Below are 12,111 nucleotides of genomic sequence, written 5' to 3' on the forward strand. Positions count from 1 at the left end.
GTCAGAGCATATCTCAAAGCTTATAAGATGGAATATTCAAATCTACCTTAGGTATTCAGATGGTAACTGCAAGAGAAGTTCCTGCAGATATTCTCATAAGATCGCTAGCTGAGAAGCTGAAAAAAGATTTCGGAGAGATAATAACACCTCCTTACTGGGCTATTTTCGTGAAAACCGGAGTATTTAAAGAGAAACCGCCTCAAGAACCTGATTGGTGGTATATAAGGGCTGCATCAATCCTTAGAAAACTATACATATCCGGAAGACCTATAGGAATAGAAGGTTTTAGAGTGATCTATGGAGGTCTTAAGAGGAGAGGTAGTGCACCGCCTCACTTCAGGAGAGGTAGTGGTTCTGTTATAAGACATATTCTAAGGCAGCTAGAGAAAGCAGGATTGGTAAGGAAAATCCCTGGGAAGGGTAGGGTATTAAGTAGTAGAGGAAGATCTTATATTGATGAGATAGCATACAAGATCTTCGTCGAGCTAGCTTCCCAGAAGCCTGAGCTTAATAAGTATCTCATGAGATAATATTATATTTAGGGGGTGTCACCTCTCATGAGCTATGAAGATACAGAGGTTTATGATGAAGAGCTTGAAATGTTGAAAAGAAGAAAGATCGAAGAGATCTATAGAAGAGGAGAACTTGAAAGAGCTGAAAAAGAGAAAAGACTTAGAGAAGAAGCTATAAAGCAGGAGCTTCTGAGAAGAATTCTTACACCAGAAGCTAGAGAAAGGCTTTCTAATATAAGGCTTGTCAAGCCTGAGCTAGTATCAGCCCTAGAGAATCAACTTATAGCTCTTGCTCAGAGTGGGAGAATTAAAGTACCTATATCAGATGAAGATTTGAAAGAGATCCTATCTCAGATATCTGAGAGGACGAGAAGAGATATTAGGATTACCATAAAAGAGAAGTAGGTGTTTTTAGATGGCTCGTGCGAAAGCTCTTGCTAGAAAGCTCAGACTTGCTAAGAGAGAGAAGAGCAATTCTCCGATACCTGTTTGGGTTGTAGCCAGAACTCTTAGAAAAATACTTTATAGACCTAGGAGGAGAAATTGGAGAAGAAGCAAATTAGATGATGTCTAGGTGAGAGATCAAGTTGAAAGAGAAGAACGAGGCTATATATGTGATCCCTCTCAAAAGAGTTTACTGGGGTGGAAGTAGAAGAAACAGAGGTAAGAGAGCTGTCAGACTTATTAGAGAGTTCATAGAGAGACATTTTAATGCTAAAAAAGTTCTGCTTGATGAAAGCATTAGCGAGTTTATATACTCTAGAAAAATCGAGAAACCTCCTAGAAGGGTTATTGTCAAGGTTTTCAAGATAGATGAGGGAGTATATAAGGCTACACTAGCTTCTGAAGTTGTTAAGGGTTAGAAGATGAGTATATCTTCAGAGGTTTTTCATATTGAGAGAGCTTCATACTATAGGAATCCTAATATAGGAGTTTATGTGTATGCAAACAACAGATTAGCCATAATACCTCCGAACCCGGATCCCGATCTTAAAAGGTATATTGCAGAAGTTCTCAAAGTCGAGAAGATTGTTGAGACTAAGATATCAGATCTGTCTCTGATAGGTGTTATGATTAGCGGGAACGAGAAAGGCCTCCTCCTACCTAAGACGGTTAAAGAAGAGGAGTTAAGGATTTTAAAAGAGAATTTCGATGGAAACATAGAGATTCTCAGAATCAATGCGAACGCTATAGGGAATCTAATTGCAGCAAACTCCTTCGGAGCACTAGTATACAGAGAAGCTGATAGCGAGGTTATTAAAATCGTTAAAGACGTGCTAGAGGTTGAAGTAGTAGAGAGAGGAGCTCTAGCAGGCATACCTACAGTAGGTTCTATAATCGTGGTCACAAACAGAGGTGGCATAGCTCATCCTGATATCTCTGAAAAAGAGTTGAAGATCTTAGAAGAGATCTTCAGAGTGCCATTTTATAATGCAACTATTAACTTTGGTATTCCATTTGTAAGATCAGGTCTTATAGCTAATGATAAAGGAGCCCTCGTAGGATCTAATACGACCGGACCGGAAATCTTAAGAATCTCGAAAGCTTTAGGTATTAGGGGTTAGAAGAAGTGAGTGAAGTAAAGATCTATAGAGTGAGAGGTTTAGCTTTGTTCGCACACGATAAGTATCCTGAGTGGAGGAAATTTGAGATAGAGGTAAGAGCTTTAAAACCACAGCATGCTGAGGAGATAGCATATTCTCTGCTTGGTAGCAGGCATAAGATCAAGAGAAAGAACATAAAGATCCTTGACATCAAAGAGATCTCATTGAATGAAGTCAGAAACAAGTTCATAAGAGAACTCTCAGAAGCAGAGGGATTTGAAATTGTCAGATGAAAAAAACTCTACAAGAGATCAGAGAATTGAAGCTTTAGTAGCTGAATTAGGAAGAGTTGAAGAGTATCTAAGAGTTCTCCAACAGAATCTTGGTGTAATACTTCAAGAATTAGAGGAAATTAGAATAGCCAGAGAAGCTTTAGAAGGCCTTAAAAACTACAGCTCTAATGAGATCTTGATAAGCGTAGATAGAAGAGGACATGTATATGTTAAAGGCCTAGTCTCTTCAAGAGATGTAGTGCTCACACATATAGGAGGCGAGTACTTAACGGAGCTACCTCTTGAAAGAGCTTTCAAGATACTTGAAGAGAAAGAAAGCGACCTAAAGAAAGCGCTAGACTCTCTTAACCAGGAGATTAATGAGGCTAGACAGGTTTATGAAAGGCTTTACAACGCCTTAAACACTTTAATTGCAGAGAGAGAAAGAGAGAGAAAAGAAAAATAGCACACAGAAGATGCCTGGGATTCAGCTCTGATATAGGTTTATATCGGTTGATCTCTTTTCGCTATAAAATATTAGGAGAAAAGACTAAGTTCTCCGCCTACTAGGAAGAGGTATAGAAAAAGAAAAGCTGAGTGGAGACAGGTATACACACTAACCATGGGAGAAGAATAAAAATCAAACAATATAAACCTATATAAAACTCGAAACCGTTTCACTAGATAGTAAAGATATGTTTACAAACCTTATATCAAACATATTTGCAGGCTACATACAGCATTAAAAAATATAGATGTGAAACGCCAGAGATCTACTTAATAACCTTCGCGGAATAATGATACTGGATGATATGCTCTGCTGTGAGATCCAAGCTGTTGTGAGAAGACTTCCTGGTTAAACATGTTTTTATAAGCTCTAGAATGAGTATATATTTTTGAGTGTCACGGAGGATCATATATGTCTGAGCATCAATCTTCTAGATCTTCTAAGAAGTTGGAGTTTGATCTATTTAAACACGAGCTAGTACCTATCCACGAGCTAGTACCCGTGGAAGAGGCTGTCAAAATACTTAAAGAGCTTGGGGTGAAACCCGAGCAGCTTCCATGGATTAGGGCAAGTGATCCTGCTGTCAGAGCTATAGGAGGTAAGCCTGGTGATATCGTAAGAATTATCAGGAAGAGTCCTACCGCAGGAGAAATAGTTGTTTACAGATACGTTATAGCGGGGTGAATCCCTATAAATCCTAGACAGAGGAAATACCAGATCTACATACCTAGTCCTGATGATAGATGGATTATTATAAAATCTTTTATAGAAGAGAAGGGCTTGATCAGACAGCATCTAGATAGCTATAATGATTTTGTTTCTAATAGACTTAGAGAGATTATTTTAAGTGATGGTGTTATAACCACTCCAATACCCAACTACTATGTAGTCATAACAGATGTAGAGATCGGAGCACCTTCTGCTAAGGATATCAGCGGAGCTGTTCTAAAGGATCAGGATTTCACACCAATGCTCTGTAGGTATAGGAATATAACCTATGCAGCCCCTGTAAGGGTCACTCTAGTACAAGTTGAAGATGGTATGAAAGGTCAACCTGTCACGGTTGAGATCGGAGAGATCCCTGTGATGATCAGGAGTATTCTAGATCCTATATCAAAGATTCAAGATCCTAACGAGTTAAGAAAATTAGGGGAGGATCCTAAGGATCCAGGAGGTTATTTCATTATAAATGGTAGTGATAGAGTTATAGTAGCTCAAGAGGATATGGCTCCAAATAGAGTTATAATTGATAAAGTCAAGGAGGGTATCAGTGCTACCCATACTGCTAAGATCGTGTCCGCGACAAGTAGTATTAAAGTTCCTCTAATACTAGACAGACATAAAGACGGATCTCTACACATATCAACACCCTCCATACCTGGAAAGATACCTCTTGTAGTTCTCATGAGAGCTTTAGGTATTGAGAGCGATAGAGATATAACTCTAGCAGTATCGCTAGACCCCGAGATACAGAAGGAATTGCTACCTTCACTCATACAGGTTTCAGAGATTAGAACCACGGAGGAGGCACTACTATTTATAGGAAATAGAATCGCTACTGGACAGCCTAAAGATGTGAGAATACAGAGAGCCGAAGAAATCATAGATAAATACCTGCTTCCACATATAGGAACAAGTAGAGATAAGAGAATCGATAAAGCTCTATTCCTAGGACAGATGGCTTGCAAGCTTTTAGAAGCTGTCATAGGTAGGAGAGGGTTTGATGATAAGGATCACTATGCTAATAAGAGAATTAGACTTGCAGGAGATCTTCTCGCAGTCCAGTTTAGGGCTGCCTATAAAGCTTTTCTGAAGAACTTCAGAGAGCAACTTATCAAGGCTAAGACGAGATCTAAAAAGGTTTCAGATAGAAACATATTAATACTAGTTAGATCCGATATAATAACAGAGAGAATCAGACATGCAATGGCCACTGGAAACTGGGTTGGAGGTAGAACCGGAGTAAGTCAGATACTAGATAGAACGAATTGGATCTCCATGCTAAGTCATTTGAGAAGAGTTGTATCTCCGCTAAGCAGAAGCCAGCCTCACTTCGAAGCCAGAGATCTTCATGGAACTCAATGGGGTAGATTCTGTCCATTCGAAACACCCGAGGGACCTAACTGTGGTCTGGTTAAGAACCTGGCTCTAACAAGCTATATATCTGTAGGTGTTGACGAGAACGAGGTTCTAGAGTTTATATATAGGATCTCAGATGAAGACCTCAAGCTTGTACCGCTTCAAGAAGTGTATCTGAAGGCTAGACGAGGTGAGGATGTTCAAGATCTTCTGAAGTATTCGAAGGTGTTTCTCAACGGAAGGCTTATAGGATTTGTAAGAGATGGAGAGAAGTTTGTTAGATATATGAGATCTCTTAGAAGAAGTGGAAAGCTACACTACGAGGTAGGCGTATCTCATCTGAAGACGGATTACATAGATGAGGTTTATATAAATACAGATCGTGGAAGAATTATGAGACCTTTAATAGTCGTTGAAAACGGCAGGATCCTTCTAACCAAAGAGCATGTAGAAAAGCTAGCTAGGAAAGAACTTAGATTCACAGATCTTCTCAGATTAGGTGTGATAGAGCTACTTGATGCAGAAGAAGAGGAGAACGCATATGTAGCCTTAAATCCTGAGGATGTGACCAAAGAACACACACATCTCGAAATATTCCCTCCATCTATTCTAGGTGTGGCCGCCTCTACAATACCTTATGCAGAGCATAATCAGAGTCCTAGAAACACCTATCAATCAGCTATGGTTAAACAGGCTGTAGGCATATATATGGCTAACTATCTTCTCAGAACAGATTCAAGAGGTCATCTTCTTCACTATCCTGAAAAACCTCTTGTGCAGACCAGAGCTCTAGAGCTTATAGGTTATAATGAAAGACCTGCAGGACATAACATGGTTGTCGCGGTAATGAGTTTCTCAGGATACAACATGGAAGATGCTGTTATAATGAGTAGGTCGAGTATTGAAAGAGGTATGGCGAGATCGACTTTCTTTAGAACTTATGTCACCGAAGAGAGAAGATATCCAGGAGGTGAGGAGGATAGAATTGAAATACCCGATCCAAGCTCCCACGGATTTAAAGGTAAGCAGTATTACAGGTTCCTTGAGGCAGATGCGATAGCACCTGTAGAAGCTCCTATGAGAGGAGGCGATGTTCTGATAGGAAAAACTTCTCCCTCTAGATTCATGGAGGAGATGAAGGAATTCACAGCAATCTCCGCTAAGAGAAAGGATACCTCCGTAAGCCTGCGCTATGGCGAGAAAGGTGTTGTTGATCATGTGGTGATCACTACAAGTCTAGAAGGACATAGACTTATCAAGGTGAGGGTGAGAGATTACAGAGTGCCTGAGATAGGAGATAAATTCGCATCAAGACATGGCCAGAAAGGTGTTATAGGCATGCTATTCCCTCATTTCGATATGCCTTACACCTATCAGGGTATAGTACCTGATCTGATTATAAATCCACATGCTCTGCCGTCTAGAATGACTGTAGGCCAGCTGATAGAAAGTATCGCAGGCAAGGTTGCAGCTTTGAGAGGTAGTTTTGTAGATGGAACTCCATTCCTCGGAGAAAAGATCGATGATCTGAAGAAACAATTACTCCTACTAGGCTACCCTGCTGATGGTACGGAACCTATGTATGATGGGAGAACCGGAGAGCTTATAGGAAATCCTATTTTCATAGGTATTGTATATTATCAGAGGCTGCACCACATGGTTGCTGATAAGATTCATGCGAGAGCTAGAGGTCAGGTACAGATACTAACCAGACAGCCTACAGAAGGTAGAGCGAGAGAGGGAGGTCTTAGATTTGGCGAGATGGAGAGAGATGTTCTAATAGCTTACGGGGCTTCGTCACTGCTTAGGGAAAGGCTTATGGAGAGTAGTGACAGAACTACCATATGGGTTTGCGAGCAGTGTGGACATATAGGCTGGTATGATAGGAATAAGAAGAGAGGTATATGTCCGATCCACAAGGATCAAGCCAATGTCTATCCTGTAGAGGTCTCATACGCTTTCAAACTTCTTCTGCAAGAACTTATGTCAATGATGATCATGCCTAGAATTATTGTTAAAAAGAAGACGGAAGTGTATAGAGAGAGGTGATAAATTTTGAGCGAGTATATGATCGAAAAAATAAAATTCGGTATACTATCTCCCGAAGAGATTAGGAAGATGTCTACTGTTCAAATAATATCAAAAGATCTGTTTGACGACGACGGAGTACCTATAAGAAACTCTATAATGGATCCAAGACTTGGAGTTATAGAGCCTGGACAGAGATGCGAGATATGCGGTAATACAATGAGAGACTGCCCCGGGCATTTTGGAAGATTAGAGCTAGCCAGACCTGTTATTCATGTGGGTTTTGTAAGACATATATACGAGATCTTGAGAGCTACATGTAGAAATTGTGGAAGATTTAAGATTCCTTCCGAATATGTCGAGAGATTCGGAGGAGATCCTGAGAAGGCTCTAGAAGAGATCTATAGGATCTATAGTAAGATGAAAAACAGATGGCCCTTGCTAGCTAAGAGACTTGCTAATACTCTTAGAAGAGAGGCTGCTAAAGTCTCACAATGCCCGTACTGCGGTAGCAAGCAGTATAGAATCAGGCTTGAGAGACCTACCTCGTTCTATGAAGAAAGCGAAGAAGGAAATATAAGACTCACTCCTATAGATGTTAGGCAGAGACTTGAAAGGATACCGGATAGAGATCTCGAGGTGATGGGATACGATCCTAAGGAGGCTAGGCCTGAGTGGATGGTTATAACAGTCTTCCCAATACCACCTCTAGTTGTAAGACCATCAATAATTCTCGAGACAGGTGCTAGAGCTGAAGATGATCTCACTCATAAGCTCGCTGACATAGTAAGAGCTAATGACAAGCTTAGAGAAGCTCTTGAGACAGGAGCGCCGAACATAATAGTTGAAGATACATGGGAGCTGCTACAGTATCATATTACAACGTACTTTGATAGTGAGACGCCAGGAGTTCCTGTAGCTAAGCAGAGATATGGAAGACCTCTTAAAGGAATTGCACAGAGACTTAAGGGTAAGGAGGGCAGGTTTAGAGGCAATCTTTCTGGGAAGAGAGTCGACTTCTCATCTAGAACTGTGATCAGTCCAGACCCCTATCTAAGTATAAATGAAGTAGGAGTGCCCATAGATGTAGCTAAGATCCTTACAGTACCCGAGAGAGTCACCCCATGGAATATTGAGAAGCTAAGAAAATACGTCCTAAACGGACCATACGTATGGCCTGGAGCAAACTATGTTATAACACCTGATGGAAGAAGACTGGATCTGAGGTTTGTTAGAGATAGAAATTCTATTGCACAGGATCTAGGACCTGGATGGATCGTCGAAAGACATCTTGATAATGGTGACATAGTTTTGTTTAATAGACAGCCCAGTCTTCATAGAATGAGTATAATGGGTCACATAGCTAGAATACTTCCTGGAAGAACTTTCAGACTTCATCTCTCCGTATGTCCTCCATATAATGCTGACTTCGATGGAGATGAAATGAACCTTCACGTACCTCAGAATGAGGAGGCCAGAGCTGAGGCCAGGATCTTAATGCTTGTTCAGGAGAACATCTTATCTCCAAGATACGGAGGTCCTATAATTGGAGGAATACAAGATTATATTAGCGGAGCATACATTCTATCTAGTAAAGCCAGCGTGTTTGAGAGAGAAGAAGTAATAGCACTATTATCAGCATCAGGCTATATAGGTCCTCTTCCAGAGCCTGCTATACTGTCTCCTAGAAAACTATGGACTGGAAAGCAGATCATAAGCATGTTCCTGCCTAATGATTTCAACTACCGAGCTCCTGCAAAGATCTCTGGAGGCAAGCTAGCTTGCAATGATTACGAGTGTTTCTGGGATTCTTACATATTAGTTAGAGAAGGTAAACTTTTATTCGGTGTTCTCGATAAGAAAGCTATAGGATCTCAAGAACCTGAATCTCTATTTCATTTCCTTGTTAGAGAATATGGTAATGAAGCTGGGAGAAAATTCATAGATCAAGTCTTCAGAATCTTTATTAGAGTACTAGAGATGAGAGGATTTACAATGACCTATGATGACATAGATATACCTCATGAGGCTAGAGAGGAAATCGAGAAAACACTTAATGAAGCATTTGATAAGGTGTATGATCTAATAAGACAGTATCAGGAAGGAAAGCTAGAACCAGAACCTGGAAGAAGTCTTGAAGAGACGCTTGAGATCAAGATCATGGAGGATATTCTAAGATTAGCTAGAGAGAATAGCGGTGAAATAGCTCTGAGACATATGAACCTCTTCAACAACGTATTCGCGATGGCTAGAACAGGTGCGAGAGGTTCTACACTTAATATAACTCAGATGGCTGCCACACTAGGGCAACAATCTATAAGAGGTGCTAGAATAAGCAGAGGCTATAGAGGGAGATATACTTCACACTTCAAACAGGGAGATCTTGGAGCTCTACCCAGAGGCTTTGTTAAGAACAGCTTCGCACAGGGGCTTACACCTACTGAGATGTTCTTCCACGCCGCAGGAGGTAGAGAAGGGCTTGTAGATACTGCTGTGAGAACTTCTCAGAGTGGTTATATGCAGAGAAGATTGATAAACGCTCTACAAGATTTATATGTTGAATATGACGGAACGGTGAGAAATGTAGAAGGCAACCTGGTTCAGATATTATATGGTGAGGATGGGATAGATCCTATGAAAGGGATACATGAGAAAGCTGTTGATGTTGATAGAGTTATAGAGAGGGTGATAGGATGGAGGAGGTAGCATCTAGAAAACTCTCTAGAGAGGAGATCAGAAGACTCGTAGAAGAACTCATAGAGAAGAAAGCCTCATTTCTACCACCAAAAATCGTCAGAGAACTTGTAGAGAAGATCTCATTAGTAGATGATATAAAACCTGAAGAAATTCAGAAGATCATAGATCTAGCGTTAGAACAGTATACCACAAGTCTGATAGAACCTGGAGAACCTGTTGGAACTGTCACAGCTCAGAGCATTGGAGAACCTGGCACTCAGATGACTCTTAGAACATTCCATTACGCTGGTGTTAGAGAGCTTAACGTAACCTTAGGACTTCCTAGGTTTATAGAGCTTGTTGACGCTAAGAAAACCCCTTCAACTCCTATGATGTATATATACTTGAATGAAAAGTATCGCTATGATAGAGAGAAGGCTCTCGAGATCGCTAGAAAGATAGAATTAACTACAATAGATAACATTGCTGCGGAAATATCTACAGATCCTTACAGAGGATCTATAATTCTCAGACTAGATCCTGAGTTCTTAGAAGATAAAGGCGTGACAGTAGAACAGGTGGCTTCGGTGTTGAGAAAATATGGTAGCGTAAGTACCTCAGAGGAAGATCCATATACTCTAGAAATATCTGTAGAAGAAGCCGATCTATTTAAACTTGAGAAACTTAAGAATAAGATTCTCAGGACAAAGGTTAAGGGTATAAAAGATATCAAGAGAGCAATAGTAAGAAAGGTCGGAGAAGAATATATGATAATAACACACGGCTCTAATCTAGCAGCAGTTCTCAAGTTAAAAGAAATAGATCCTTATAGAACCTATACCAACAACATTAAAGAAATAGAAGAGGTCTTAGGAATCGAAGCAGCAAGAGCAGCTCTTATTCGCGAGATGGCCAACGTATTGAGAGAACAAGGACTAGATGTTGACATAAGACATCTGATACTGGTCGCGGATATAATGACGTACACGGGAACAGTTAGACAGATAGGAAGACATGGTGTGACTGGCGAGAAAGAAAGTATCTTCGCTAGAGCATCATTTGAAATCACTGTAAGACATCTTCTAGATGCTGCAGCGAGAGGTGAGGAGGATAAGCTGAGAGGAGTTGCTGAGAATGTTATTGTAGGACAACATATGCTCCTAGGAACTGGGAGGGTTAAGCTTTTTATGAGACTAGGAAAAATTAGTGAGGATAGAGGATAGCCACAATGTCATTGCGGCAGGCTGGTGTTGAAGAAACTGTTAAAGAGATAGTGAGAACTGGAAATATCGTCATAGGCTTTAGAAGAACTTTAAAGATGCTTAGACTAGGAAAATTAAGAGCAGTTATAATAGCAAGACACATTCCTGAGAATATGTTCTCTGAGATAACCTACATAGCTAGACTTAGCGAGACCCCTCTGATAGTGTTCGAAGGAGGTTCTGTAGAACTAGGATCTCTCATAGGAAAACCTTTCCCAGTAAGCACTATAGGAGTTGTAGATACAGGGGTGGTACCTATAGATAGAGTTAAAGAACTTTCAAATAGCGGAGCATGAACGAGGTGATGCATTGCCTGAGATAAAGCTAACAATAGAAGAAATGCGATATATGTCCTTATTCCAGGATCTTACCGGTACAACGGTGAGAGATTGCATCATTGATAATGATAACAATACCATTGTTTTTATAGTAAAAGAAGGAGAAGGAGGACTAGCTGTCGGAAAAGGGGGTTCTAATATAAAAATGGCTAGAAAGCTTCTAGGAAAGAATGTAGAAGTTGTAGAGTACTCTGAAGATTTCGAACAGTTTGTGAAAAACATCTTCATGCCAGCCAGGATAGCTTCTATAAGGAAGGTTCAGCAAGGTGGTAGAAACATATTATATGTGAATGTCCACCCCGAGGATAAAGGTCTTGCGATAGGCAGAGGTGGTAGGAATATACATAGAGCGAGATTGATTCTTAAAAGATATTATGATATAGACAATGTTATAGTAGTATAGTTTTAAGCTTTCAAAGAATATGAGGAGGATGAGGAAGATGCCGGGAAGTAAAGCTCCTAAGGGTTTGTACGCTGCAAGGAAACTAAGAGAGAAGAGGCTTAAGTTTAGATGGATGCAGAGAGATTTCAGAGTTAGGATGCTTAAACTCAAAGAAAGATACGATCCTCTGGAAGGAGCTCCCATGGCTAGAGGGATCGTGCTTGAGAAAGTGGGTATAGAATCTAGACAGCCGAACTCGGCTCTCAGGAAATGTGTGAGAGTTCAGCTTGTTAAAAATGGTAAGACTGTTACAGCATTCGTACCAGGAGATGGTACTATAAACTTTATTTCAGAACATGATGAAGTTATAATAGCAGGCATTGGAGGAACTAGAGGAAAGTCTATGGGAGATCTTCCTGGTGTGAAGTATAAGGTTATAATGGTCAATGGAGTATCTCTTGATGCTCTTGTTAAAGGTAAGAAGCAAAAACCTGTAAGATAGATTCAGAT

14 protein-coding genes are annotated in these 12,111 nt (G+C 40.4%); all 14 read left to right on the top strand.

Annotated elements, in window-relative coordinates; all coding sequences use genetic code 11:
- Positions 1-59 precede the first annotated feature (59 nt).
- Positions 60-530, top strand: coding sequence for a 30S ribosomal protein S19e (locus QXS89_02765; protein MEM3831103.1), 471 nt, complete (start codon positions 60-62; stop codon positions 528-530).
- Positions 531-557: 27 nt separating this feature from the next.
- Complete coding sequence (locus QXS89_02770) at positions 558-917, top strand: DNA-binding protein (protein MEM3831104.1); 360 nt, start codon at positions 558-560, stop codon at positions 915-917.
- 10 nt (positions 918-927) lie between these two features.
- Positions 928-1,086, top strand: a complete 159-nt coding sequence (locus tag QXS89_02775) for a 50S ribosomal protein L39e (protein ID MEM3831105.1) — start codon at positions 928-930, stop codon at positions 1,084-1,086.
- Positions 1,087-1,099: 13 nt separating this feature from the next.
- The gene (locus QXS89_02780; protein MEM3831106.1) at positions 1,100-1,375 is read left to right on the top strand and encodes a 50S ribosomal protein L31e; all 276 of its coding nucleotides are present in this window, start codon (positions 1,100-1,102) and stop codon (positions 1,373-1,375) included.
- A gap of 3 nt (positions 1,376-1,378) precedes the next feature.
- The gene (locus QXS89_02785) at positions 1,379-2,077 is read left to right on the top strand and encodes a translation initiation factor IF-6 (GenBank protein MEM3831107.1); all 699 of its coding nucleotides are present in this window, start codon (positions 1,379-1,381) and stop codon (positions 2,075-2,077) included.
- A 5-nt stretch (positions 2,078-2,082) separates the two neighbouring features.
- Positions 2,083-2,349 carry a 50S ribosomal protein L18Ae gene (gene rpl18a / locus QXS89_02790; protein MEM3831108.1) on the top strand — a complete coding sequence of 89 codons (267 nt, stop codon included), beginning with the start codon at positions 2,083-2,085 and terminating at the stop codon, positions 2,347-2,349.
- The gene (pfdA, locus tag QXS89_02795; GenBank protein ID MEM3831109.1) at positions 2,339-2,794 is read left to right on the top strand and encodes a prefoldin subunit alpha; all 456 of its coding nucleotides are present in this window, start codon (positions 2,339-2,341) and stop codon (positions 2,792-2,794) included. The genes rpl18a and pfdA overlap by 11 nt, the downstream gene beginning before the upstream one ends.
- A 453-nt stretch (positions 2,795-3,247) precedes the next feature.
- Positions 3,248-3,520 carry a DNA-directed RNA polymerase subunit H gene (locus QXS89_02800; GenBank protein ID MEM3831110.1) on the top strand — a complete coding sequence of 91 codons (273 nt, stop codon included), beginning with the start codon at positions 3,248-3,250 and terminating at the stop codon, positions 3,518-3,520.
- 39 nt (positions 3,521-3,559) lie between these two features.
- Positions 3,560-6,964: a DNA-directed RNA polymerase subunit B gene (locus tag QXS89_02805; protein ID MEM3831111.1), complete on the top strand. Its 3,405-nt coding sequence runs from the start codon at positions 3,560-3,562 to the stop codon at positions 6,962-6,964.
- 6 nt (positions 6,965-6,970) lie between these two features.
- Complete coding sequence (rpoA1, locus tag QXS89_02810) at positions 6,971-9,649, top strand: DNA-directed RNA polymerase subunit A' (GenBank protein ID MEM3831112.1); 2,679 nt, start codon at positions 6,971-6,973, stop codon at positions 9,647-9,649.
- Complete coding sequence (gene rpoA2, locus QXS89_02815; GenBank protein MEM3831113.1) at positions 9,637-10,842, top strand: DNA-directed RNA polymerase subunit A''; 1,206 nt, start codon at positions 9,637-9,639, stop codon at positions 10,840-10,842. Before rpoA1 ends, rpoA2 begins: the two co-directional genes overlap by 13 nt.
- A 5-nt stretch (positions 10,843-10,847) precedes the next feature.
- Complete coding sequence (locus tag QXS89_02820) at positions 10,848-11,177, top strand: 50S ribosomal protein L30e (protein ID MEM3831114.1); 330 nt, start codon at positions 10,848-10,850, stop codon at positions 11,175-11,177.
- A 13-nt stretch (positions 11,178-11,190) separates the two neighbouring features.
- The gene (locus QXS89_02825) at positions 11,191-11,622 is read left to right on the top strand and encodes a NusA-like transcription termination signal-binding factor (protein ID MEM3831115.1); all 432 of its coding nucleotides are present in this window, start codon (positions 11,191-11,193) and stop codon (positions 11,620-11,622) included.
- A gap of 37 nt (positions 11,623-11,659) precedes the next feature.
- Positions 11,660-12,103 carry a 30S ribosomal protein S12 gene (locus QXS89_02830; GenBank protein MEM3831116.1) on the top strand — a complete coding sequence of 148 codons (444 nt, stop codon included), beginning with the start codon at positions 11,660-11,662 and terminating at the stop codon, positions 12,101-12,103.
- Positions 12,104-12,111 lie beyond the last annotated feature (8 nt).

Source organism: Sulfolobales archaeon (genome assembly GCA_038881635.1).
Classification (GTDB): domain Archaea; phylum Thermoproteota; class Thermoprotei_A; order Sulfolobales; family AG1; genus WYEN01.